The sequence below is a fragment of the Streptomyces durocortorensis genome, assembly GCF_031760065.1.
Taxonomy (GTDB): Bacteria; Actinomycetota; Actinomycetes; order Streptomycetales; family Streptomycetaceae; genus Streptomyces.
In genome coordinates this window covers 1,983,051-2,005,043 of sequence record NZ_CP134500.1, presented here as the reverse complement: position 1 = coordinate 2,005,043, position 21,993 = coordinate 1,983,051, and the positions used below count along the sequence as shown (strand labels likewise).

The window sequence follows — 21,993 nt, the reverse complement described above, 5'->3', positions numbered from 1 at the left end:
GGATCACCCCGAGATCCGCCGCACGACCGGGAGCGCACGGTGAGCACAGACACTCCGGGCATCGACCCGCTGCTGGCGCTGCGCGCCCCCCGGGACCCCTTCTGCGACGTCTTCCTGACAGGCCCGGTCTTCCTCGACATCATCTTCACCGGCCTGGACAGCGCCCCCGTGCGCGGCACCGAGTCCTGGGCGCGGGGCATGGGCTCCAGCCCCGGAGGCGTCGCCAACATGGCCACCGCGCTCGCCCGGCTCGGCCTGCGTACCTCGCTCGCCGCCGCCTTCGGCGACGACCACTACGGCGAATACTGCTGGGACGCCCTCGAACAGGGCGAGGGCATCGACCTGTCGATGTCGCACACCGTCCCCGGCTGGCACTCCCCGGTCACCGTCTCCATGGCGTACGAGGGCGAGCGCACGATGGTCTCGCACGGCCACGAGGCTCCGCCGCCCACCGGAACCGGGGCGCCCGGCCCGGCCTTCCCGCAGTGCCCGCCGCGCGCCCGCGCCGCGATCGCCTCGCTCGCCCCGGGCCGGAGCGAGCCCTGGGTCGCCACCGCCGCCCAGGCCGGTGCCCGGGTCTTCGCCGACGTCGGCTGGGACGAGACCGGCCGCTGGGATCTGGACGCCCTGCCCGACCTGGCGCACTGCGAGGCGTTCCTGCCCAACGCCGAGGAGGCGATGCGCTACACCCGCACCGACTGCCCGCTCGCCGCCGCCCACGCGCTCGCCGGACGCGTCCCGCTCGCCGTGGTCACCCTGGGCGCCGAGGGCGCGTACGCCGTCGACGGGCGCACCGGCGTCAGTGCCCAGGTGCCCGCCATCGAGGTGGAGGCGCTCGACCCCACCGGCGCGGGGGACGTCTTCGTCGCCGGGTTCGTCACCGGCACCCTCGCCGACTGGCCGCTCGCCGACCGGCTCGCCTTCGCCGGACTCACCGCCGCCCTCTCCGTCCAGGAGTTCGGCGGCTCGCTCTCCGCACCCGGCTGGGCGGAGGTCGCCGCCTGGTGGCAGCAGATCCGCACCTGCGACGACCAGGACCCCGCCGCCCTGGAGCGCTACGCCTTCCTGGACGACCTGCTGCCCACCACGGCCCGCGCCTGGCCCCTGCGGCGCGCGGTGCCCACGATCGGCTTCCGCCAGTGAGCGGGTACTTCCGGCAGTGAACGGGCGCGGGCCGTGTCGCACACACGGCCGGTAAAACCACTCTGCGTTGTCAGCGGCAGGTCGTAGGCTTGGTAATCCAGAGGTTGTCGAGCAGCGAGAACCCTGCAACGGGAGGTATGCGCAGGCCCGAGGGCCGGCCCATGACTCAGACACCCACACAGCCGCAGGCGCGTGCCCAGATCAGGATCCCGGCCGCACACCCCATGGTGATGCTCCTCGGATCGGGTGACTCGCTGTTGCGCGTGATCGAAGAGGCTTTCCCGGCGGCCGACATCCATGTCCGGGGCAATGAGATCAGTGCCACGGGCGAGGCGGCCGATGTCGCTCTCATCCAGCGCCTGTTCGACGAGATGATGCTCGTGCTCCGCACCGGAGCGCCGATGACGGAGGACGCAGTGGAACGGTCGATCGCCATGCTCAGGGCGGCCGGCAACGGACAGGGAGAGCCCCAGGGCGAGACGCCCGCCGAGGTGCTCACACAGAACATCCTCTCCAACCGCGGCCGCACCATCCGCCCCAAGACGCTCAACCAGAAGCGGTACGTCGACGCGATCGACCAGCACACGATCGTCTTCGGTATCGGCCCCGCCGGTACGGGCAAGACCTACCTCGCCATGGCCAAGGCGGTCCAGGCACTCCAGTCCAAGCAGGTCAGCCGCATCATCCTGACCCGCCCCGCCGTCGAGGCGGGGGAGCGGCTCGGCTTCCTGCCGGGCACCCTGTTCGACAAGATCGACCCGTATCTGCGCCCGCTCTACGACGCCCTGCACGACATGCTCGACCCCGACTCGATCCCGCGGCTGATGGCGGCGGGCACGATCGAGGTGGCGCCGCTGGCGTACATGAGGGGCCGCACCCTCAACGACGCCTTCATCATCCTCGACGAGGCGCAGAACACCAGCGCCGAGCAGATGAAGATGTTCCTCACCCGTCTCGGCTTCGACTCCAAGATCGTCATCACCGGTGACATCACCCAGGTCGACCTGCCGAGCGGTACCAAGAGCGGGCTGCGGCAGGTCCAGGAGATCCTGGAGGGCCTGGACGACGTGCACTTCTCCCGGCTCACCTCCCAGGATGTCGTCAGGCACAGGCTCGTCGGCCGTATCGTCGACGCGTACGAGAAGTACGACAGCCGAAACGGTCAACGGGACGGTGAGTCGGACGGCCGGGCAGAGGGCCGGGCCGACGGCCGACGTGACCGCCGAAAAGGGAAGTAGTCGCAGCGCACCATGTCGATCGACGTCAACAACGAGTCCGGAACCGAGGTCGACGAGCAGGCGATCCTCGACATCGCCCGCTACGCACTGGCCCGGATGCGGATTCACCCGCTGTCCGAGCTCTCGGTGATCGTGGTGGACAGCGACGCCATGGAGCAGCTGCACATCCAGTGGATGGACCTCCCGGGTCCGACCGATGTCATGTCCTTCCCGATGGACGAGCTGCGTCCGCCGGCGAAGAACGACGAAGAGCCCCCGCAGGGGCTCCTCGGTGACATCGTGCTCTGCCCGGAGGTCGCGAAGAAGCAGGGTGAGGAGGCGCCGACCCAGCACTCCATGGACGAGGAGCTCCAGCTCCTGACCGTCCACGGAGTGCTGCACCTGCTGGGGTACGACCACGAGGAGCCCGACGAGAAGGCCGAGATGTTCGGTCTCCAGGCCGCGATCGTGGACGGCTGGCGCGGGGAGCAAGGGCTCACCGGCGCGTCCCCGGCCCCCACCGTCTCGTGAGCGCGCCCCTGATCACCGGTGCCGTGCTGCTGGTGATGGTCGGCTGGCTGGCCGCCTGCGCCGAGGCGGGCATCGCCCGCACCTCCAGCTTCCGGGCGGCGGAGGCGGTCCGGGCCGGTCGGCGCGGCAGCGCGAGGCTGGCGCAGATCGCCGCCGACCCGACCCGCTATCTCAACGTCGCCCTGCTGGTGCGGGTCGCCTGCGAGATGTCGGCCGGGGTGCTGGTGACGTACGTCTGCCTCCAGGAGTTCCCGGAGACCTGGGAGGCACTGGCCGTCGCGATGGGCGTGATGGTCCTCGTCAGTTACGTCGCCATCGGCGTCTCCCCGCGCACCATCGGCCGCCAGCACCCGCTGAACACGGCCACGGCCTCGGCGTACGTCCTGCTGCCGCTGGCCCGGATCATGGGGCCGATCCCGCAGCTGCTGATCCTCGTCGGCAACGCCCTGACCCCGGGCAAGGGGTTCCGCAAGGGGCCTTTCGCCAGCGAGGCCGAGTTGCGCGCCATGGTCGACCTCGCCGAGGCGGAGTCGCTGATCGAGGACGACGAGCGCCGCATGGTGCACTCCGTCTTCGAGCTGGGTGACACCCTGGTCCGCGAGGTCATGGTGCCGCGCACCGACCTGGTCTCCATCGAGCGCTACAAGACGATCCGTCAGGCCCTCACCCTCGCCCTGCGCTCCGGCTTCTCCCGGATACCGGTCACCGGCGAGAACGAGGACGACATCGTCGGCATCGTCTATCTGAAGGACCTGGTCCGCAAGACGCACATCAACCGCGAGTCCGAGGCCGATCCGGTCTCCACCGCGATGCGCCCCGCCGCCTTCGTCCCCGACACCAAGAACGCCGGGAACCTGCTGCGCGAGATGCAGCGGGACCGCAGCCATGTCGCCGTCGTCATCGACGAGTACGGCGGCACGGCGGGCATCGTCACGATCGAGGACATCCTGGAGGAGATCGTCGGCGAGATCACCGACGAGTACGACCGCGAGCTGCCACCCGTCCAGGAGCTGGCGAACGGCTGCTACCGGGTGACCGCGCGCCTCGACATCGGCGACCTCGGCGACCTCTTCGGGCTCGACGAGTACGACGACGAGGACGTGGAGACCGTCGGCGGACTGCTCGCCAAGGCGCTCGGCCGGGTCCCGATCGCCGGTGCGTCGGCCGTCGTCGACCTCCCCGACGGACGCGGGCTCCGGCTGACCGCCGAGTCCACGGCCGGCCGCCGGAACAAGATCGTCACGGTGCTGGTGGAGCCGCAGGAGAAGGGCCCCGAGGGCGAGGACAGGGAGACGGGATGACGCCGGAGCGGCTGCGGGCCTTCTGCCTGGAGTTCAACGCGAGCGTGGAGGAGTTCCCGTTCGGACCCGAGACCTCGGTCTTCAAGGTCCTCGGCAAGATGTTCGCCCTCACCGCGCTCGACGCGCGCCCGCTGACGGTCAACCTCAAATGCGACCCGGACGAGGCGATCCGGCTGCGCGGGGTGCATCCGGCGGCCGTCGTGCCCGGCTGGCACATGAACAAGCGCCACTGGAACACGGTCACCGTCTCCGGAGTCCCGGACAAGCTGCTGCGCGAAATGATCGAGGACTCCTACGACCTGGTGGTCGCCGGACTCCCGAAGGCGGACCGGCTGCGGCTGGACCGCCCGTAGCGCCCCGGAGAAGCGGTCCCTGATCAGGGGTGAGGGCGCCCGGCCCGCCGGGCCCTTCGTATGCTCGTGCCATGACCGACACCACCGGCACCACCGACCTCGACGCCGAGGACCGCAAGATCGTCACACTGGCGCGCAGCGCCCGGGCCCGCAACGGGGTGCCCGAGGGCGCCGCCGTACGGGACGAGACGGGGCGTACGTATGTGGCGGGCACGGTGGCGCTGGACTCGCTGAAGCTCAGTGCCTTGCAGACCGCCGTCGCCATGGCGGTCGCCAGCGGCGCCACCTCCCTGGAGGCCGCGGCGGTCGTCTCCGCCGCCGAGACGCCCTCCGACGACGACCGGGCCGCGGTGCGCGACCTGGGCGGACCGGAGACCCCGGTGCTGCTCGCGGGCCCGGACGGCACCCTGCGGCTGCGGGTCTCGGCGGGCTGAGACAGGAGGTTCGGGGCGGGCGCGCCCGGTGCTCCGGCGCGCCCCCGCGGGCCCACTGTGCCGGAGCGCCGCCGCGATCGGGGAGAATGGTCGCCATGAGCGCTCGACCGAACCAAGAAGCCGCTGCCCCGCAGGCGGAGAACACCTCCCCCCACCGGGCCGGTTTCGCCTGCTTCGTGGGCCGTCCCAACGCGGGCAAGTCCACCCTCACGAACGCTCTCGTCGGTCAGAAGGTGGCGATCACCTCCAACCGCCCCCAGACCACCCGGCACACGGTGCGCGGCATCGTGCACCGTGACGACGCGCAGCTGATCCTGGTCGACACCCCCGGCCTCCACAAGCCGCGCACGCTGCTGGGCGAGCGGCTCAACGACGTCGTACGGACCACCTGGGCCGAGGTCGACGTGATCGGCTTCTGCCTGCCCGCCGACCAGAAGCTCGGCCCCGGCGACAAGTACATCGTCAAGGAGCTCGCGGGGATCAAGAAGACCCCCAAGATCGCCATCATCACCAAGACCGACCTGGTCGAGTCCAAGGCGCTGGCCGAACAGCTCCTCGCCGTCTCCGCGCTCGCCGAGGAGCTGGGCTTCGAGTGGACCGAGATCATTCCGGTCTCGGCGGTCAAGGAGGAGCAGGGGGCCGGACGCGCTCCCTCGGGCGAGGGCAAGGGTGATGACGGGCGAGGGGCGGGCCAGGTGGCCCTGCTCGCCGACCTCATCGCCCCGCTGCTGCCCGAGGGCCCGCCGCTCTACCCGGAGGGTGACCTCACCGACGAGCCGGAGATGGTCATGGTCGCGGAGCTGATCCGCGAGGCCGCGCTGGAAGGCGTACGCGACGAGCTGCCGCACTCCATCGCGGTCGTCGTCGAGGAGATGCTGCCGCGCGAGGACCGGCCGGCGGACAAGCCGCTGCTGGACATCCACGCCAACGTCTACATCGAGCGGCCCAGCCAGAAGGGCATCATCATCGGCCCGAAGGGCAAGCGTCTGAAGGACGTCGGCACCAAGTCGCGCAAGCACATCGAGGCGCTGCTCGGCACACCCGTCTTCCTGGACCTGCATGTGAAGGTCGCCAAGGACTGGCAGCGGGACCCCAAGCAGCTGCGCAAGCTCGGGTTCTGAGCCGGACCGGGACCGGTGGCTCAACGCCACGGGGCTCGGAGGACGCCGCGGCCGTGCGGAGCCGCTGAGACTCCCCGGGGCCGAAGGGTGCGAGTGCGGCCCCGGGAAATGGCCCCGAAGCAGCCGCGCGAGCTGGGGTTCCCGCTCTCGTACGGCACGGGTGCCGATCTCACGCGCCCTCCTTCAGGACGCGTGAGATCAGCGTGCGCTGCGCCCCGGTCAGATCGGGGTCAGCGCAGTACACGGTGCGGTCCCCGGCCGTGATCTCGTACCGGAATCCGTCCGGCACCCCGGGCGGCGGCGCGTCCGGGGCGTCGGCGAGCGCCTCCTCGGCCAGCGACTCCCACTCCGCCGCGTCCGCCCGGCCCTCCGTGTCGACCTCGCGGCGGCGGGCGATGCCGGCGAAGCCGCCGGTCCGGGTGACCTGAATACGCATGGGGTCCTGTCTAGCCGGGGCCGGGTGAACGCTCAAGACCGCCTCGCGGCGCTCCTCAGGCCCGGGTCGGGACGCCCACCTCCGACCAGGCCTTGAGGACCGCCTCCCGCTCGTCGCCCTCGCCGAAGCGACTCCCCGCCGCCGCGACCGTCAGCCGGGCGAACTCCGCGAAGTCCGCGGTGGCCGTCAGCTCGCCGCCGGTCAGCACGTCGAACCAGATCTGTCCGGCGCGCTCCCAGGAGTTGCCGCCGAGGGCGGTGGCCAGGAGGTAGAAGGCGCGGTTGGGGATGCCGGAGTTCAGGTGGACGCCGCCGTTGTCCCGGTCCGTCTCGATGTAGTCCTCCATGGAGCCCGGCTGCGGGTCCTTGCCGAGGAGGTCGTCGTCGTAGGCCGTGCCCGGGGCCTTCATCGAGCGCAGCGCGACGCCGCTCACCCGGGGCGCGAGCAGCCCCGCCCCGATGAGCCAGTCGGCCTGTTCCGCGCTCTGGCCCAGCGAGTACTGCTTGACCAGCGCGCCGACGACGTCGGACACGGACTCGTTGAGCGCGCCGGACTGGCCCTCGTAGCGCAGGTTGGCGGTGTACTGCGTGAGTCCGTGGGCCAGTTCGTGGGCGATCACGTCGACCGCGACGGTGAAGTCGAGGAAGATCTCGCCGTCGCCGTCCCCGAAGACCATCTGCTCGCCGTCGAAGAACGCGTTGTTGTACTCCTGGCCGTAGTGCACGGAGCCGATCAGCGGCAGGCCCTTGCCGTCGATGGAGCTGCGGCCGTATGCGGAGAGCAGCAGCTCGAAAGTGGCGCCGAGCCCGGCGTACGCGCGGTTGACGCTGGCGTCGGAGGTGGGCTTGTCGCCCTCGTCGCGGACCGTGACGCCCGGCAGTGCGGTGCGGTTCTCGCAGTCGTACACCGTGCGGTGCGGCCTGGTCGGGACGGCGCCCGCGCTCGGGGCGGCGGGGGCGGCGGCCAGCGCCGTCGTCCGGCGGCGGTCGCGTCGCAGGCCGTCGGCCTCCAGGGTGCGGCGGGCCGGCTCCGCGAGCCGGGCGTCGGCGGACCGGGCCAGGTGGTCGAGGACGTGGGGCGGAACGATGGTGCAGAAGACGGGGTGGAGCTCGCCGTCGGTTCGAAGGTGCATGCCTACGACTGTGGCAGTACGTCACCATGCTGTCACTGGTTGCGACGACGATTGACGAAATGGAGTGATGAGTCACTGTTTACCCGTCATCGGCGGCCGGTCCCGCATACTGATACGCACCGACACCACGGGCCACACTCGGTTACGCTCGTCGCATCATGCGTTTCGGGCTGCTTCTCCTTAGCTGCCGCGGCGAGGGCCTGTAGTCGTAGGCCGACCCCCTCCCCGCGGAGTCTGGTGTGCAGCGACACAGTCGGCCGACCCCTTGTCGGACCCCGAGGAGCCCTACGTCATGACCACCGTGAATCCCGCCGGTAACGCTGTCGGCCGCCCCACGCCGATCACCAACGCGACGCAGCTGCAGAAGCCTTCCGGGATGCCGGTCCACAAGTACGGCCGATACGAGGCCGTCGACATCCCCGACCGCACCTGGCCCGACAACCGGATCACCGTGGCGCCCCGCTGGCTGTCCACCGATCTGCGCGACGGCAACCAGGCGCTGATCGACCCGATGTCCCCGGCCCGCAAGCGCGAGATGTTCGACCTGCTGGTCAAGATGGGCTACAAGGAGATCGAGGTCGGCTTCCCGTCCTCCGGCGAGACCGACTTCAACTTCGTCCGCTCCATCATCGAAGAGGGCGCGATCCCCGAGGACGTGACGATCTCCGTCCTGACGCAGGCCCGTGAGGAGCTGATCGAGCGGACCGTCGAGTCGCTGGTGGGCGCCCGCCGGGCCACCGTGCACCTGTACAACGCCACCGCCCCCACGTTCCGCCGGGTCGTCTTCCGGGGTTCGAAGGAGCAGGTCAAGCAGATCGCGGTGGACGGCACCCGGCTGGTCATGGAGTACGCCGAGAAGATCCTGGGCCCCGAGACGGTCTTCGGCTACCAGTACAGCCCGGAGATCTTCACCGACACCGAGCTGGACTTCGCCCTGGAGGTCTGCGAGGCCGTCTGCGACGTGTGGCAGCCGGAGGAGGGGCGCGAGATCATCCTCAACCTGCCCGCCACCGTGGAGCGTTCGACGCCCTCCACCCACGCGGACCGCTTCGAGTGGATGTCCCGCCACCTGACCCGCCGCGAGCACGTATGCCTGTCGGTCCACCCGCACAACGACCGGGGCACCGCCGTCGCCGCCGCCGAGCTGGCCATCATGGCGGGTGCCGACCGCATCGAGGGCTGCCTGTTCGGGCAGGGCGAGCGCACCGGCAACGTCGACCTGGTCACCCTGGGCATGAACCTGTTCAGCCAGGGAGTGGACCCGCAGATCGACTTCTCGCAGATCGACGAGATCCGCCGCACCAGCGAGTACTGCAACCAGATGGAGATCCACCCGCGCCACCCCTACGCGGGCGATCTAGTCTACACGGCCTTCTCCGGCTCCCACCAGGACGCCATCAAGAAGGGCTTCGACGCCATGGAGGCCGACGCGGCCGCCCAGGGCAGGACGGTCGACGACATCGAGTGGGCCGTGCCGTATCTGCCGATCGACCCGAAGGACGTCGGCCGCTCCTACGAGGCCGTCATCCGCGTCAACTCGCAGTCCGGCAAGGGCGGCATCGCGTACGTCCTGAAGAACGACCACAAGCTGGACCTGCCGCGCCGGATGCAGATCGAGTTCTCCCGGATCATTCAGGCCAAGACCGACGCCGAGGGCGGCGAAGTCACCCCGGCCCAGATCTGGACCACCTTCCAGGACGAGTACCTGCCCAACCCGGACGACGCCGAGGCCCGCTGGGGACGCATCCAGCTGCGCTCCGGCCAGACCACCTCCGACACCGACGGCACCGACACCCTGACCGTCGAGGCGGTCGTGGACGGCTCCGACACCGTCCTGACGGGCTCCGGCAACGGCCCGATCTCCGCGTTCTTCGAAGCGCTGCAGGCCATCGGCATCGACGCCCGGCTGCTGGACTACACCGAGCACACGATGAGCGAGGGCGCCAGCGCCCAGGCCGCCTCGTACATCGAGTGCGCGATCGACGGCAAGGTCCTGTGGGGCATCGGCATCGACGCCAACACCACCCGCGCCTCGCTCAAGGCGGTCGTCTCCGCAGTCAACCGCGCGGCCCGCTGACCGGCTGAGGACCTCCTCGTACGGACGTCCGGTTCGACCCTGTACGGCCGCATTGCCGAGCCCCGATCGCCCTCTCCGGGCGGTCGGGGTTCGGCCATGTCCGAGGGTTGTGACGTCCGAGAGGCTGACGCCACATCACGGATGTGGCTAACATCACGTCCAACCCACGGCAGTGTTGCCGGAGCGTTACGGAGGTGTGCGACGTGCGATCAGTCAAAGGACAACGCGCTCTGAGGCCGGTCCTCTGCGGCGTTCGCACCGTCTGGAACACCGTCGGCGACGGCTCCTTCTTCTGCCCCGGCTGCGGGGGAGACCGCAACTACCGTCGGCTCACCGGCCACCGCCGCCTCACCGTCCTCGGCGTCCCGCTGCTCCGCCGCGGCGAGACCGGGCCCGTCGTCGAGTGCGCCGCCTGCCGCGCCCACCACGCCCCCCAGGCGCTGGACCACCCCACCACCACCCGGTTCTCCGCGATGCTCCGCGAGGCCGTCCACACGGTCACGCTGGCCGTCCTCGCCGCCGGCGGCACCACCTCCCGTACGGTCCTGGAGGCCGCGGTCTCCACCGTGCGCGACGCCGGGCTCGACGACTGCACCCAGGAGCAGCTGTACACCGTGGTGGAGGTGCTGGCCGCCGACACCGGCCACGGCTCCGGGGCCGACCCGGCGGCCGAGGCGTGCGGCCCGACCCTCGCCATCGAGCTGCACGAGGTGCTGGCCCCCCTCGCCCCGCATCTGGCCACCGCGGGCCGCGAGTCCGTACTCCTCCAGGGAGCCCGGATCGCGCTCGCCGACGGCCCCTACTGCGCCGCCGAACGCCAGGTGCTGACCACGGTCGGCCGCGCCCTCCAGCTCCCCGCCGACGACACCGCCCGCCTGCTGGCCGCGGCCGCCCGCACGCCCTCGTAGCGCCCGTACACCCCTCGTGGACCGGGAGAACGGCCCAGGGGCCTCCGCCACCGGTCCCCGGTGGGCGACAATGGGCCCATGAGCTTGTTCCGGGACGACGGCATCGTGCTGCGTACGCAGAAACTGGGCGAGGCCGACCGGATCATCACGATCCTGACCCGCGGCCACGGCCGGGTCCGCGCCGTCGCCCGGGGGGTGCGCCGCACCAAGTCCAAGTTCGGCGCCCGCCTTGAGCCCTTCTCCCACGTCGACGTCCAGTTCTTCGCGCGCGGCAGTGAGCTCGTCGGCCGCGGGCTGCCGCTCTGCACCCAGAGCGAGACGATCGCCCCGTACGGCGGCGGCATCGTCGCCGACTACGCCCGCTACACCGCGGGCACCGCGATGCTGGAGACCGCCGAGCGGTTCACCGACCACGAGGGGGAGCCGGCGATCCAGCAGTATCTGCTGCTCGTCGGCGGCCTGCGGACCCTCGCCCGGGGCGAGCACGCCCCCCACCTCATCCTGGACGCGTTCCTGCTGCGCTCGCTCGCGGTCAACGGGTACGCGCCCAGCTTCGAGGACTGCGCCAAGTGCGGAATGCCCGGTCCGAACCGGTTCTTCTCCGTCGCGGCGGGGGGCGTCATATGCGGTGACTGCCGGGTCCCCGGCAGCGTCGTACCCTCGGCACAGGCCCTCGGCCTGCTGAGCGCGCTGCTCAGCGGCGACTGGGCGACGGCGGACGCGTGCGAGGCGCGTCATGTCAGGGAGGGGAGCGGGCTGGTGTCCGCCTATCTGCACTGGCATCTGGAGCGCGGCCTGCGCTCGCTGCGGTACGTGGAGAAGTGACGCGGTGCGTCGGGCGGACGACGCGGTGCGTGGATAGGACCCACCCCCTCAATTGCCGGTGGGTCCAAGTGACACAGGGAGACTGAGAAGCTCATGGCAGTACGCGGGATCCTCGGCGGCCGTAACCGGCGCACGTACAAGACCCCCGAGCCGCACCCCTCGGGCGCGACGCCTCCGAAGATCCCCGGAGAGCTGGTGCCCCGGCACGTCGCCGTCGTGATGGACGGCAACGGCCGCTGGGCCAAGGAGCGGGGTCTGCCCCGCACCGAGGGTCACAAGGTCGGTGAGGGCGTCGTCATGGACGTTCTCAAGGGGTGTATCGAGATGGGCGTCAAGAACCTCTCGCTGTACGCCTTCTCCACCGAGAACTGGAAGCGCTCGCCGGACGAGGTGAAGTTCCTGATGAACTTCAACCGCGATGTGATCCGCCGCCGCCGCGACGAGATGGACGAGCTCGGTATCCGCATCCGCTGGGTGGGCCGGATGCCCAAGCTGTGGAAGTCCGTCGTCCAGGAGCTCCAGGTCGCCCAGGAGCAGACCAAGGACAACGACGCGATGACGCTGTACTTCTGCGTCAACTACGGCGGCCGCGCCGAGATCGCGGACGCCGCGCAGCGCATCGCGCAGGACGTGGCGGCCGGGAAGCTCGACCCGTCGAAGGTCAACGAGAAGACGTTCCAGAAGTACATCTACTACCCGGACATGCCGGACGTGGACCTCTTCGTGCGCCCCAGCGGCGAGCAGCGCACCTCGAACTACCTGATCTGGCAGAGCGCGTACGCCGAGATGGTCTTCCAGGACGTTCTGTGGCCGGATTTCGACCGTCGGGACCTGTGGCGGGCCTGCCTGGAGTACGCCCAGCGCGACCGCCGCTTCGGCGGTGCGGTGGAGGCGGAAGCCGCCAAGTGATCAGGTAGAAGCCGCCAAGTGATCACGGAAAGGGGCGGGCCCGGTACGCGTACCGGGCCCGCCCCTTCCTGATGTCTCCTACGCCTTCTTCTCGGCGCACTCCGCACACGTCCCGAAGATCTCGACAGTGTGCGCGACGTTGACATAGCCGTGCTGGGCGGCGATCGTCTCGGCCCACTGCTCGACGGCCGGGCCCTCGACCTCCACCGCCTTGCCGCAGAGCCGGCAGACCAGGTGATGGTGGTGGTCACCGGTCGAGCAGCGCCGGTAGACGGCCTCGCCCTCGGTGGTGCGCAGCACATCGACCTCGCCCGCGTCGGCGAGGGACTGAAGGGTCCGGTAGACCGTGGTCAGGCCCACGGAGTCGCCGCGGTGCTTGAGGACGTCGTGCAGCTCCTGGGCGCTGCGGAACTCGTCGACCTCGTCGAGCGCCGCCGCCACCGCCGCCCGCTGCCGGGTGGACCGGCCGCGTACCGGCGCTGCGTTCGTGCCACTGATCGGCGCCGTGGCCACAGGTGCCTCCTCGTGTCGCCCGTACATGTGTCGGGCCATTGTGCCAGCCCGCCCGGGTGCCTCAGGCGCACACGTACGGTGTGACGCCGTCACACGTGCACGGCGGGACGTCGTCACACGTGCACGTCGTCCGTGCCCCGGCGGGCGGCCGGTACCTCCAGGGTGCACTCTGCCTCCCTCGCCGCGCTCGCCCGGGCCCGGTGTTTCGCGAGCGGAGCGGCGAGCGCGGTCAGCGCGACGAACACCGCGATGGCCAGCAGCACGATGGTCGCCCCCGGCGGAACGTCCTGGTAGTACGAGGTCACGGTGCCGGTCAGGGTCACCGCCGTGCCGATCGCCACGGAAAGCACGAAGGTCACCTTGAAGGACTTGGTGATCTGCTGGGCGGCCGCCACCGGCACCACCATCAGCGCGCTGACCAGCAGCAGCCCGACGACCCGCATCGCGACGGTCACGGTCACCGCGGCCACGACCGCGACCAGCAGGTTCAGCACCCGCACCGGCAGCCCGGTCACCCGGGCGAACTCCTCGTCCTGGCTGACGGCGAACAGCTGCCGCCGCAGCCCCACGGTGATCAGCACCACGAAGGCGGCCAGCGCGCAGATCGCGATGACGTCCTCGTCGGAGACCGTGGAGAGCGATCCGAAGAGGTACGAGGTCAGGTTGGCGTTGGAACCCGTGTCGGACAGGTTGATCAGCATCACGCCGCCCGCCATACCGCCGTAGAACAGCATCGCCAGGGCGAGATCGCCGCGCGTGTGTCCGTACCAGCGGATCAGCTCCATGACGACCGCACCGGCCACGGCGACGGCGGTGGCCATCCACACGGGGCTGGTGGAGAGCAGGAAGCCGAGGCCGACCCCGGTCATCGCGATGTGCCCGATGCCGTCGCCCATCAGGGCCTGCCGGCGCTGCACCAGGTAGATGCCGATGGCGGGCGCGGTGATGCCGACCAGGACGGCCGCGATGAGCGCCCGCTGCATGAAGGGAGGGTTCAGGAATTCCAGCATCATCAGGTCAGCAGTCCCGTCCGGACCGGCTCGGCGGCCGCATGGGGGTGTACGTGGTCGTGGCCGGGCAGGGCGTGCTGGCCGAGTGCCTCGGGGGGCGGGCCGTCGTGCGTGACGCAGCCGTCGCGCAGGACGACGGCCCGGTCGATGAGGGGCTCCAGCGGGCCCAGCTCGTGCAGCACCAGCAGCACGGAGGTGCCCAGCGCCACCTGCTCGCGCAGGGTCGAGGCGAGGATCGCCTGGCTGGCCAGGTCCACCCCGGCCATCGGCTCGTCCATGATCAGCAGCTCCGGCTCGGCGGCCAGGGCACGGGCGATCAGGACCCGCTGGTGCTGGCCGCCGGAGAGGGCGCTCACGGAGTCCTTGGCGCGGTCGGCCAGGCCCACCAGCTCGATGGCCCGGTCGACGGCTGCCCGGTCCGCCTTTCCCGGCCACCGCAGCTTCGTACGGGCGAGCCGCCCGGAGGCGACGACCTCACGGATCGTGGCGGGCACCCCGCCCGCGGCCGTGGTGCGCTGAGGGACGTAGCCGACCCGGCCCCACTGGCGGAAGCGGCGCAGCTCCGTGCCGAACAGCTCGACGGTGCCGCCGGTCAGCGGGACCTGGCCGATCGCGGACCGTACGGCGGTGGACTTGCCGGACCCGTTGGCCCCGAGGAGCGCGACGACCTCGCCCCGGCGCACGGTGACGTCCACCCCGCGCAGGACGGGGCGCGCGCCGAGGGTGGCCGTGGCGCCGCGCAGGCTCAGGACGGCCTCGCGGGTGGTGCTCTCACCCTCTGCCATGAGTGCCTCCGATCCGGTGGTGGTGCGGGCCCTGATGGTGGTGTGGGGCCCGGTGGCGGTGCCGGGCCCGGTGGTGGTGCGGGTCACTTCGCGCCGAGCGCCTTCTTCAGCGCGGTCAGGTTGGACTGCATGACCTCGAAGTAGTCAGCGCCCTTGGACTTCTTCGTGATTCCCTCCAGCGGGTCCAGGACGTCGGTCTTCAGCCCGGTGTCCTTCGCGAGGGTCTTGGCGGTCTTGTCGCTGGCGAGCGTCTCGAAGAAGACCGTGGTGGCCTTCTCCTTCTCCGCGATGGTGTGGAGCTCCTGGATACGGGCCGGGGTCGGCTCGGCCTCGGGGTCGATGCCCGCGATGCCCTGCTGGGTGAGCCCGTAGCGCTCGGCGAGGTAGCCGAAGGCGGAGTGGGTGGTGATGAAGGTCTTGGTGGCGGTGTTCTTCAGCCCGGTCTCGTACGCCGCGTTCAGCTGGTTCAGCTCGGTGACCAGGGCCTCGGTGTTCTTCCGGTAGTCGGCGGCGTGGTCGGGGTCGGCCTTCTCCAGGGACTTGCCGACACCCTTGGCGACCTCGGCGTACTTCACCGGGTCCAGCCAGACGTGGGGGTCGCCGCCCTCCTCGCCGTGGTTGTGGCCGTCGCCCTCGGAGTGCTCCTCGTGGGCTTCCTCTTCGTGGCCGTGGTCTTCTTCGTGCCCGTGCTCGTCCTCGTGGCCGTGCTCTTCTTCGCCTTCGTGGCCGTGGTCGTGGCCGCCGACCTCGGCTCCGTGGTTCTCCAGCGCGGTGAGGGTCGCGGCGTCGACGGTGTTCTTCACACCGGACTGCTTGATCGCGTCGTCCACGACGGGCTGGATGCCCTTGAGGTACAGCACATAGTCGGAGTCGCTGATGGAGCCGATCTGGCGCGGGGTGAGTTCCAGGTCGTGCGGTTCGACGCCCGGCTTGGTGAGGCTGGTGACGGCGACGTGCTCGCCGCCGATCCGCTCGGCCAGGAACTGCATCGGGTAGAAGGACGCCGTCACCTTCAGCTTGTCACCGCTGCCGCCGCTGCCCCCGTCCGCCGCGTCGGAGGTGGAGCAGGCCGAGAGAGCGGTCAGACCGAGGACGACTGCTCCGGCGACGGCGGTGGTGGGTATCAGACGACGTACGTTCATGACAGTCATTTTCAACAAACGTGGAAACGATTGTCAACAAGGCAGATGAGATGCCCGGAAGATCACATAGCGGAGGCGGCGGAGTCCTGCGCGCCCCCACCGATTTGATCCAGGGGGTGCGCGCGCCGGTAATCTGAAGCATTCGCCCGCCCGTCTCCCGACCACCACCCCCCACCGAGGCGCTACGCGCCGCACCTGTCCAATTTCGCCGTCGTAATGAAGAGAGCACCGTGGCCGCCGACAAGATCGACACCATCGTCAGCCTGAGCAAGCGCCGTGGCTTCGTCTACCCCTGCAGTGAGATCTACGGTGGCCAGAAGGCCGCCTGGGACTACGGGCCGCTGGGCGTGGAGATGAAGGAGAACCTGAAGCGTCAGTGGTGGCGCTACATGGTCACCGCGCGCGAGGACGTGGTCGGTATCGACTCGTCGGTCATCCTGGCCCCCGAGGTCTGGGTCGCCTCCGGCCACGTCGCCACTTTCTCGGACCCGCTCACCGAGTGCACCTCCTGCCACAAGCGCTACCGCGCCGACCACCTGGAGGAGGCGTACGAGGAGAAGCACGGCAAGCCGCCGGTCAACGGCCTCGCCGACCTCAACTGCCCCAACTGCGGCAACAAGGGCACCTTCACCGAGCCCAAGCAGTTCTCGGGTCTGCTCTCCACCCACCTCGGCCCGACCCAGGACTCCGGCTCGGTCGCCTACCTGCGCCCCGAGACCGCCCAGGGCATCTTCACCAACTTCGGCCAGGTGCAGCAGACCTCGCGCAAGAAGCCGCCGTTCGGCATCGCGCAGATGGGCAAGTCCTTCCGGAACGAGATCACTCCGGGCAACTTCATCTTCCGGACCCGCGAGTTCGAGCAGATGGAGATGGAGTTCTTCGTCAAGCCGGGCGAGGACGAGGAGTGGCAGCAGTACTGGATGGACCAGCGCTGGAACTGGTACACGGACCTCGGCATGCGCGAGGAGAACATGCGCTGGTACGAGCACCCGCAGGAGAAGCTGTCCCACTACTCCAAGCGCACCGCCGACATCGAGTACCGCTTCCGCTTCGGCGGCAGCGAGTGGGGTGAGCTGGAGGGCGTCGCCAACCGCACCGACTACGACCTCAAGGCGCACTCCAAGGCCTCGGGCACGGACCTCCAGTACTACGACCAGGAGGCCAACGAGCGCTGGACGCCGTACGTCATCGAGCCCGCGGCCGGTGTCGGCCGCGCGATGCTGGCGTTCCTCCTGGACGCCTACGTCGAGGACGAGGCGCCCAACGCCAAGGGCGTCATGGAGAAGCGCACCGTGATGCGCCTCGACCCGCGCCTGGCGCCGGTCAAGGTCGCGGTCCTGCCGCTCTCCCGCAACCCGCAGCTCTCGCCGAAGGCCAAGGGCCTGGCGGCCGACCTGCGCAAGAACTGGAACATCGAGTTCGACGACGCGGGCGCCATCGGCCGCCGCTACCGCCGCCAGGACGAGATCGGCACCCCGTTCTGCGTCACCGTCGACTTCGACACCCTCGACGACAACGCGGTGACCGTGCGCGAGCGCGACACCATGAAGCAGGAGCGCGTCTCCCTGGACCAGATCCAGGCGTACCTGGGCGCCCGTCTGCTCGGCTGCTGACGGCTCCGTACGCTTCCGTACGCGCGTGAGGCCCCCGGTTCCGGGTACGGAACCGGGGGCTTCGTCGTCCACCGGAGCCCCGCCGATCCGGGAGGTACGCGATGCCGTCGATCACCACCAGCAAGGTCACCAGATGGGACCAGCACGGCCGTGAACACGTCGTACGGGTAAGGAAGTCGGGCATGACGCGCCAGTTGACGTGCGCCACCTGCGGGTGGCGGCGCTCGGCGCAGTTCCTGCCGTGGCTGAAGGCCGAGGAGCACCTCACCGAGGCCCACCAGGCGACGGTCGACCCGACGGCCTGAGCTCCCCCGGCGGCCCGAAAACCTGGTGCGGCGCGCTCCGGGAGCGGGGTACGGTTCCGGCATGTCTTCGTTCTTCCAGATCTACGAGTGAGAGCGCGGCGGGTGCGACTTCCCCCGCCGCCCATCGGATCGATTGCGATCACCGATCACCCGATCACTTCCTTCCTCACTTCTCACCACGAATGGGAGAACGCCGTGGCCAAGAGCCGCAACAACCTCCTCGGTGTCGGCGGACAGCGCAAGAAGCTGTCCCGCGCCGAACAGCAGGGCGCGGGTTCCGCGCGAGACGCCGACCGCAAGGCCGCCGAGAGCAAGAAGCAGGAGCTGGTCCGCAAGATGCGCGAGCGCGCCGAGGCCCAGGCTGCCACCACTGCCGAGCCGGGTGAGCAGGGCGGCCCCGCGCAGAGCTGACACCTGAGCTCCATCTCGTACGACGGGGGCCCGGATCATCCGTGATCCGGGCCCCCCGCGTGCCCCGGCAGGCCGGTTCAGGTGGGGCGCGTCGGTGCGCCGGAGGGACCGAAGGCGCCTCAGGCCGAACGAGCGGCCCGCGCGCCTCGGATCAGCAGCACCGCCGGGATCAGCCCCAGCAGCAGCGGCGTCGGCTCCAGAACAGCTGCCGACACCACGGACCACGCCGCCAGCCCCCAGCCGATGGACGCGGGCGTCGCGATGTTCCGCCGGGCCAGGTCGGATACGAGCGCACCCAGCAGCATCATCGGCACGGCGAAGCTGCCGAGTGAGATCCAGAAGGCACCGTTCGCGCCACGGGGGTGAACGAACTCGTCACGCGGCAGCCCCCACAGTGCCCCGGTGAACCACTCGTCGAGGTACTGGACGTTCTGCACGCCCAGTCCGATGAGGTGCATCGCTCCCAGGATCATCAGGATTCGTCCTGCCCAGCGCCCCATTACCGCTCCCCCTTTTCGAGACCGTGAGTTTCGGAACCGGGGGTACCGTAACATGGCCTCATGGGACGACCTAGAGACAGCCGGGTCGACGAAGCGATCCTCGCCGCCACCCGCAGCCTCCTGGCGGAAAGCGGATACGCCGGGCTCACGGTTGACGCTGTCGCCGAGCGCGCGCGGATCGGCAAGGCGGCGATCTACCGGCGCTATGCGACGAAGCAGGAGATGGTGTTCGCGGCAGCCGTGCACAGCGTGGACCTGCCCCCGCCCCCCGATACGGGAAGCCTGCTCGGGGACCTGACGGTGCTCGTCCAGGAGATCGTGGACCACGTCACCACACCGGTCGCCGCCGCCGCTATCCCCGGGCTGCTCGCCGACATACGCAGCTCGCCGGAGCTCGCCGCTCGCTTCCGCGACGCCTTCGTCACCGTCCAGCAGGCCGGCCTCGCCGAACTGCTCGGCCGAGCGGTCGCCCGCGGTGAGCTCCCGTCTTCTCCGGACGTCGACCTTGTCCACGCGCTGGTGGCCGGCCCGGTCTTCGCCACGGTCTACCTCCAGAACCGTTCCCCGGACGGCCTGGCCGAACGGCTCGGCCGGATCGTCGCCGCCGCTCTCACTGGGGTCTGACCTGCCCATGTCGGGCCGCCTCCACGTTGCCGCCCACCGGCGCAGCCGGTCCGGCAAGCGGCGCAACGGCCGTGCGCTGGTTCACGGTTGAGCCCACCCCTTCGGGTCCTCGCCGGATACGAGCCCCTCGGCGATCAGATCACCGAGCGGGTCGGTCACGCCCCAGGAGTGGGACGAGGTGTGGTGGTCGAAGAACGTGCACCGCCGCACGACGCCTGTGCCGAGGTGCCGGAGGACGGCGGGACACCACGGGACGGCCTCGGCCCGGTGGACACGTTCCGGTCCGGCGCCGGTCCAGAAGAACCACGGGGCCGGTGCGTCCGGCGTCTCGGCCGCTCCGAGGCGCGCGGCGTGCTCGGTGCGCTGGTCGTGCTCGCCGAGTTCGCAGAGGAGGTACGAGAGGTGCGAGAGGTGCGAGAGGCAGGGGAGGTGCAAGTGGTGTGTGAGGTACGGAGGGGCAGGGGTTACGGCGGTGCACTGGAGCACGTCGCTCATCTCCGTGTCGTCTCCTGCCACCCGGCGAGCGTCAGACTCAGCCCGACGGCAGGGTCGAGGGCCGTGAACAGCACGGGAAGGCCCGCCTCCAGGGCCCGTATCGCGTGATCCTGGTGCGCGGCGTCGGTGGCCCAGAGGCGCAGCCTCTCCGGAGCGCCGGACCCGTGGAAGCGAACCGGTCGTACGTCGGCGGTCGGCGGCCGGAAACGGTCGGCCGCGTCAGGAAGTCCGTGCCCGTTGGCGAGGCGGAGGGCTTGTCGGCGCAGCCACAGGAGGGCGAGCCGTCGGTTCCGTACGCTGACCCCGCCGAGGGAGGCGGACCGCTGTCCGTCGGACAGGGTGACCTCGGCCGCGTAACCCGTCGCGGTTCGCGTCCTATGGCACGCCTGCGGTCGCCGTGCTGGACCAGGGCCCGGAGGCGGCGGGGGGAGTCGGACCTGTAACCGGGCGAGTGGCCTCACAGGACCTCGCCCCGGCTACGGGCGTTGAGCCGTGCGGTACGGGCGCGAAGCTGCTCGCTGACGAGCGCGGGCCGTAGTCGGCGGGGCTCGGCCTCCCATTCGGCGCCGCCGCCGACGGGGCGGAGCGACCAGTAGGGACCGGCGACCCCACGGAACTCACCGACGCGGTCGCCGCGGCTGGTGTCGACCAGGAGGGTTCCGGGGGTGGGGGGTTCTGGGGGCTCTTGAGTATTCGGGCGCATGTTCTCGCCGTACATCGATCGCTCCTCTCCGTAGCTGTTCGGCTACCGGGGCGATTCAGCGTGACCTAGGGTCGAGTTGTCTTCAACGTGGGGATACGGGAGGGCACGTTGGTAAACCGTAAGGAGCTGAATCCGGAGGCGAGCCCGCAGGCAGCCTTCGGCGCGCGTTTACGCAGGATGCGTGAGGAACGTGGGTGGATTCAGGATCAGCTGGCGACGCTGGTCGGCTGCTCGGGCAGGCATGTCTCGGCGATCGAAACTGGCCGCAAACCGGCAACTCTGCCATTCGCGAGGAAAACTGACCGGGTATTTGATCTCATCGGATCGCCCGAATCGTTCGAGCGCGAGTGGCAGGAGATGAAACACGGGAGCTTGCTGGAGGGCTTCCCGGAGTACGTGGGGTACGAGGGGCGTGCGGTTGAGCTCCGGCTCTACGAAGTTGGGATCATTCCGGGGCTGTTGCAGACCCCGGAGTACGCACGGGTACTTGCCGACAGCGCCGTACGGCGAGGGGCGATCACGCCGGAGCAGGCCGACGAACGCGTGTCCTTCCTCGCGGAGCGGCAGGCGGCGTTGGTGAGGCCCAGACCGCCCATGCTGTTCGTGACCATGGACGAGAGCTGCATCCGTCGCCCTGTGGGTGGTTCAGCCGTCATGAACGCTCAGCTGGACCGTCTGATCGAGTTCTCCGAACTGCCCAACACGCTGCTCCAGGTGGCTCCGTACGAGATCGGCGAGCAGCGGACCTTCGATCTGCCGGTGAACATCCTGACGCTGCCGGACCGGTCCGTGATCTGCTACGCGGAATCGCAGACCCAGGGCCATCTGGACCGGGAAAGCTCGTTCGTGCTGCCCATGTTGACGGCCTACCATCAGCTTCAGGGCGCGTCGCTGTCGCAGACGGCGTCTGTGGCCAAGATCAGCCAGTTGCGAAAGGGCACCCAGTGACGACCGAATCCCCCCGATGGTTCAAGTCCTCGTACAGCAACAACGGCGGCAACTGCGTCGAGGTCGCCGCCAACCTCGTCGCCTCGCGCGGCATCGTGCCGGTCCGTGACTCCAAGAGCGTGGACGGCCCGGTGGTCGACGTTCCGGTCGCCGCGTTCTCCGCGTTCGTCGGGGGCGTGCGGACCGGGAAGTTCGACGCCGTCTGACGAGCCGAGCCAGGACCGCCCCACTGTGCCGTGCATGGTGGGGCGATCCTGCTGTTCGGGGAGCGGGGGCGGGGAGCGGGGAACGTTCTGGTGGCCGCGATCGACACAGCGGGCTTGAGCCCGAGCGCCGACGGATCGCGCATGCACTGAGTACCGGCGGGTCGCTCACGCGCCGTGGGATTCAGCGGTTGGCTGGCGAACAGTGGGGGACCGGCCGATCTGTCCGGGTGGCGGATCTCGCGGGGCGGGACCTGGTGGTGGACCAGGGCGAGGTGTGCCTGGCCCGTGAAGCGTCCGGGGCGCGTAGCGCGGGGGGTCTTGTTGGCTGATTCCGGTGGGCGGGTCAGACTA

At 70.1% G+C, this 21,993-nt stretch carries 27 protein-coding genes; 17 read left to right on the top strand and 10 right to left on the bottom strand.

The features are described from left to right. The first annotated feature begins 39 nt into the window (after positions 1-39). The 7 genes from RI138_RS08925 to RI138_RS08895 all read left to right on the top strand — a co-directional run bounded on the left by RI138_RS08925 (position 40) and on the right by RI138_RS08895 (position 6,100). Positions 40-1,143: a carbohydrate kinase family protein gene (locus RI138_RS08925; protein WP_311119473.1), complete on the top strand. Its 1,104-nt coding sequence runs from the start codon at positions 40-42 to the stop codon at positions 1,141-1,143. A 161-nt stretch (positions 1,144-1,304) separates the two neighbouring features. Further along, positions 1,305-2,381: a PhoH family protein gene (locus RI138_RS08920; RefSeq protein ID WP_096623305.1), complete on the top strand. Its 1,077-nt coding sequence runs from the start codon at positions 1,305-1,307 to the stop codon at positions 2,379-2,381. A 12-nt stretch (positions 2,382-2,393) separates the two neighbouring features. Next, positions 2,394-2,891 (top strand): rRNA maturation RNase YbeY, encoded by a 498-nt coding sequence (ybeY, locus tag RI138_RS08915; RefSeq protein ID WP_096623303.1) that lies wholly within the window; start codon positions 2,394-2,396, stop codon positions 2,889-2,891. After that, positions 2,888-4,192 (top strand): hemolysin family protein, encoded by a 1,305-nt coding sequence (locus tag RI138_RS08910; protein ID WP_311119472.1) that lies wholly within the window; start codon positions 2,888-2,890, stop codon positions 4,190-4,192. Before ybeY ends, RI138_RS08910 begins: the two co-directional genes overlap by 4 nt. Further along, positions 4,189-4,545, top strand: a complete 357-nt coding sequence (locus tag RI138_RS08905) for an MmcQ/YjbR family DNA-binding protein (RefSeq protein ID WP_311119471.1) — start codon at positions 4,189-4,191, stop codon at positions 4,543-4,545. The genes RI138_RS08910 and RI138_RS08905 overlap by 4 nt, the downstream gene beginning before the upstream one ends. Positions 4,546-4,616: 71 nt before the next feature. After that, positions 4,617-4,979: a cytidine deaminase gene (locus RI138_RS08900; RefSeq protein ID WP_096623297.1), complete on the top strand. Its 363-nt coding sequence runs from the start codon at positions 4,617-4,619 to the stop codon at positions 4,977-4,979. A gap of 86 nt (positions 4,980-5,065) precedes the next feature. Continuing rightward, a complete protein-coding gene (locus RI138_RS08895; RefSeq protein ID WP_311119470.1) occupies positions 5,066-6,100 on the top strand; it encodes a GTPase Era in 1,035 nt (344 codons plus the stop codon). A gap of 169 nt (positions 6,101-6,269) precedes the next feature. On the opposite strand, the gene RI138_RS08890 is transcribed toward RI138_RS08895, so the two are convergent. Beyond that, positions 6,270-6,536: a protealysin inhibitor emfourin gene (locus tag RI138_RS08890; RefSeq protein ID WP_096623295.1), complete on the bottom strand. Its 267-nt coding sequence runs from the start codon at positions 6,534-6,536 to the stop codon at positions 6,270-6,272. A gap of 55 nt (positions 6,537-6,591) precedes the next feature. Then, positions 6,592-7,668 carry a M4 family metallopeptidase gene (locus RI138_RS08885; RefSeq protein WP_096623293.1) on the bottom strand — a complete coding sequence of 359 codons (1,077 nt, stop codon included), beginning with the start codon at positions 7,666-7,668 and terminating at the stop codon, positions 6,592-6,594. Between the two features lie 292 nt (positions 7,669-7,960). Here RI138_RS08885 and leuA point away from each other — a divergent pair, with 292 nt between their 5' ends. The 4 genes from leuA to RI138_RS08865 all read left to right on the top strand — a co-directional run bounded on the left by leuA (position 7,961) and on the right by RI138_RS08865 (position 12,387). After that, positions 7,961-9,745 (top strand): 2-isopropylmalate synthase, encoded by a 1,785-nt coding sequence (gene leuA, locus RI138_RS08880; RefSeq protein ID WP_311119469.1) that lies wholly within the window; start codon positions 7,961-7,963, stop codon positions 9,743-9,745. Positions 9,746-9,948: 203 nt separating this feature from the next. Further along, entirely contained in the window at positions 9,949-10,653 is a 705-nt protein-coding gene (locus tag RI138_RS08875) for a TerB family tellurite resistance protein (protein ID WP_096623289.1), read from the top strand. A gap of 78 nt (positions 10,654-10,731) precedes the next feature. Beyond that, positions 10,732-11,478: a DNA repair protein RecO gene (gene recO, locus RI138_RS08870; RefSeq protein WP_096623287.1), complete on the top strand. Its 747-nt coding sequence runs from the start codon at positions 10,732-10,734 to the stop codon at positions 11,476-11,478. A 93-nt stretch (positions 11,479-11,571) separates the two neighbouring features. Further along, positions 11,572-12,387 (top strand): isoprenyl transferase, encoded by an 816-nt coding sequence (locus tag RI138_RS08865; RefSeq protein ID WP_311119468.1) that lies wholly within the window; start codon positions 11,572-11,574, stop codon positions 12,385-12,387. Between the two features lie 78 nt (positions 12,388-12,465). Here RI138_RS08865 and RI138_RS08860 read toward each other — a convergent pair whose 3' ends face one another. From RI138_RS08860 to RI138_RS08845, 4 genes are all read right to left on the bottom strand, one after another. Next, entirely contained in the window at positions 12,466-12,900 is a 435-nt protein-coding gene (locus tag RI138_RS08860; protein ID WP_096623283.1) for a Fur family transcriptional regulator, read from the bottom strand. A gap of 113 nt (positions 12,901-13,013) precedes the next feature. Further along, the gene (locus tag RI138_RS08855; RefSeq protein ID WP_311119467.1) at positions 13,014-13,913 is read right to left on the bottom strand and encodes a metal ABC transporter permease; all 900 of its coding nucleotides are present in this window, start codon (positions 13,911-13,913) and stop codon (positions 13,014-13,016) included. Then, entirely contained in the window at positions 13,913-14,695 is a 783-nt protein-coding gene (locus RI138_RS08850) for a metal ABC transporter ATP-binding protein (protein WP_311122827.1), read from the bottom strand. The genes RI138_RS08855 and RI138_RS08850 overlap by 1 nt, the downstream gene beginning before the upstream one ends. A gap of 83 nt (positions 14,696-14,778) precedes the next feature. Next, on the bottom strand, positions 14,779-15,837 hold the full coding sequence (locus RI138_RS08845; protein ID WP_311119466.1) for a metal ABC transporter substrate-binding protein: 1,059 nt from the start codon (positions 15,835-15,837) through the stop codon (positions 14,779-14,781). Between the two features lie 230 nt (positions 15,838-16,067). Here RI138_RS08845 and RI138_RS08840 point away from each other — a divergent pair, with 230 nt between their 5' ends. The 3 genes from RI138_RS08840 to RI138_RS08830 all read left to right on the top strand — a co-directional run bounded on the left by RI138_RS08840 (position 16,068) and on the right by RI138_RS08830 (position 18,166). Beyond that, complete coding sequence (locus RI138_RS08840; protein ID WP_096623277.1) at positions 16,068-17,450, top strand: glycine--tRNA ligase; 1,383 nt, start codon at positions 16,068-16,070, stop codon at positions 17,448-17,450. 101 nt (positions 17,451-17,551) lie between these two features. After that, the gene (locus RI138_RS08835) at positions 17,552-17,755 is read left to right on the top strand and encodes a hypothetical protein (RefSeq protein ID WP_096623275.1); all 204 of its coding nucleotides are present in this window, start codon (positions 17,552-17,554) and stop codon (positions 17,753-17,755) included. 195 nt (positions 17,756-17,950) lie between these two features. Next, positions 17,951-18,166 (top strand): DUF6243 family protein, encoded by a 216-nt coding sequence (locus tag RI138_RS08830; protein ID WP_311119465.1) that lies wholly within the window; start codon positions 17,951-17,953, stop codon positions 18,164-18,166. A 119-nt stretch (positions 18,167-18,285) separates the two neighbouring features. On the opposite strand, the gene RI138_RS08825 is transcribed toward RI138_RS08830, so the two are convergent. After that, positions 18,286-18,666 (bottom strand): DUF6463 family protein, encoded by a 381-nt coding sequence (locus RI138_RS08825; RefSeq protein ID WP_311119464.1) that lies wholly within the window; start codon positions 18,664-18,666, stop codon positions 18,286-18,288. Positions 18,667-18,726: 60 nt separating this feature from the next. On the opposite strand from RI138_RS08825, the gene RI138_RS08820 reads away from it, so the two are divergent. Beyond that, positions 18,727-19,290, top strand: coding sequence for a TetR/AcrR family transcriptional regulator (locus tag RI138_RS08820; RefSeq protein WP_311119463.1), 564 nt, complete (start codon positions 18,727-18,729; stop codon positions 19,288-19,290). An 81-nt stretch (positions 19,291-19,371) separates the two neighbouring features. Here RI138_RS08820 and RI138_RS08815 read toward each other — a convergent pair whose 3' ends face one another. The 3 genes from RI138_RS08815 to RI138_RS08805 all read right to left on the bottom strand — a co-directional run bounded on the left by RI138_RS08815 (position 19,372) and on the right by RI138_RS08805 (position 20,503). Then, the gene (locus tag RI138_RS08815; protein WP_311119462.1) at positions 19,372-19,806 is read right to left on the bottom strand and encodes a hypothetical protein; all 435 of its coding nucleotides are present in this window, start codon (positions 19,804-19,806) and stop codon (positions 19,372-19,374) included. Then, positions 19,782-20,123 (bottom strand): hypothetical protein, encoded by a 342-nt coding sequence (locus tag RI138_RS08810; RefSeq protein WP_311122826.1) that lies wholly within the window; start codon positions 20,121-20,123, stop codon positions 19,782-19,784. Before RI138_RS08810 ends, RI138_RS08815 begins: the two co-directional genes overlap by 25 nt. A 119-nt stretch (positions 20,124-20,242) precedes the next feature. Beyond that, positions 20,243-20,503: a hypothetical protein gene (locus RI138_RS08805; protein WP_311119461.1), complete on the bottom strand. Its 261-nt coding sequence runs from the start codon at positions 20,501-20,503 to the stop codon at positions 20,243-20,245. A 93-nt stretch (positions 20,504-20,596) separates the two neighbouring features. On the opposite strand from RI138_RS08805, the gene RI138_RS08800 reads away from it, so the two are divergent. After that, positions 20,597-21,436, top strand: coding sequence for a helix-turn-helix domain-containing protein (locus RI138_RS08800; protein WP_096623415.1), 840 nt, complete (start codon positions 20,597-20,599; stop codon positions 21,434-21,436). Beyond that, positions 21,433-21,642, top strand: coding sequence for a DUF397 domain-containing protein (locus tag RI138_RS08795; RefSeq protein ID WP_096623269.1), 210 nt, complete (start codon positions 21,433-21,435; stop codon positions 21,640-21,642). The genes RI138_RS08800 and RI138_RS08795 overlap by 4 nt, the downstream gene beginning before the upstream one ends. Positions 21,643-21,993 lie beyond the last annotated feature (351 nt).

What these genes read in the sequence shown, in the direction of transcription:
- RI138_RS08920 (WP_096623305.1), top strand. Translation starts at nt 1,305, where the DNA reads ATGACTCAGACACCCACACAGCCGCAGGCGCGTGCCCAGATCAGGATC.
- ybeY (WP_096623303.1), top strand. Translation starts at nt 2,394, where the DNA reads ATGTCGATCGACGTCAACAACGAGTCCGGAACCGAGGTCGACGAGCAG.
- RI138_RS08905 (WP_311119471.1), top strand. Translation starts at nt 4,189, where the DNA reads ATGACGCCGGAGCGGCTGCGGGCCTTCTGCCTGGAGTTCAACGCGAGC.
- RI138_RS08900 (WP_096623297.1), top strand. Translation starts at nt 4,617, where the DNA reads ATGACCGACACCACCGGCACCACCGACCTCGACGCCGAGGACCGCAAG.
- RI138_RS08895 (WP_311119470.1), top strand. Translation starts at nt 5,066, where the DNA reads ATGGTCGCCATGAGCGCTCGACCGAACCAAGAAGCCGCTGCCCCGCAG.
- RI138_RS08890 (WP_096623295.1), bottom strand. Translation starts at nt 6,536, where the DNA reads ATGCGTATTCAGGTCACCCGGACCGGCGGCTTCGCCGGCATCGCCCGC.
- RI138_RS08885 (WP_096623293.1), bottom strand. Translation starts at nt 7,668, where the DNA reads ATGCACCTTCGAACCGACGGCGAGCTCCACCCCGTCTTCTGCACCATC.
- leuA (WP_311119469.1), top strand. Translation starts at nt 7,961, where the DNA reads ATGACCACCGTGAATCCCGCCGGTAACGCTGTCGGCCGCCCCACGCCG.
- recO (WP_096623287.1), top strand. Translation starts at nt 10,732, where the DNA reads ATGAGCTTGTTCCGGGACGACGGCATCGTGCTGCGTACGCAGAAACTG.
- RI138_RS08865 (WP_311119468.1), top strand. Translation starts at nt 11,572, where the DNA reads ATGGCAGTACGCGGGATCCTCGGCGGCCGTAACCGGCGCACGTACAAG.
- RI138_RS08855 (WP_311119467.1), bottom strand. Translation starts at nt 13,913, where the DNA reads ATGATGCTGGAATTCCTGAACCCTCCCTTCATGCAGCGGGCGCTCATC.
- RI138_RS08850 (WP_311122827.1), bottom strand. Translation starts at nt 14,695, where the DNA reads ATGGCAGAGGGTGAGAGCACCACCCGCGAGGCCGTCCTGAGCCTGCGC.
- RI138_RS08845 (WP_311119466.1), bottom strand. Translation starts at nt 15,837, where the DNA reads ATGAACGTACGTCGTCTGATACCCACCACCGCCGTCGCCGGAGCAGTC.
- RI138_RS08835 (WP_096623275.1), top strand. Translation starts at nt 17,552, where the DNA reads ATGCCGTCGATCACCACCAGCAAGGTCACCAGATGGGACCAGCACGGC.
- RI138_RS08825 (WP_311119464.1), bottom strand. Translation starts at nt 18,666, where the DNA reads ATGGGGCGCTGGGCAGGACGAATCCTGATGATCCTGGGAGCGATGCAC.
- RI138_RS08820 (WP_311119463.1), top strand. Translation starts at nt 18,727, where the DNA reads ATGGGACGACCTAGAGACAGCCGGGTCGACGAAGCGATCCTCGCCGCC.
- RI138_RS08805 (WP_311119461.1), bottom strand. Translation starts at nt 20,503, where the DNA reads ATGTACGGCGAGAACATGCGCCCGAATACTCAAGAGCCCCCAGAACCC.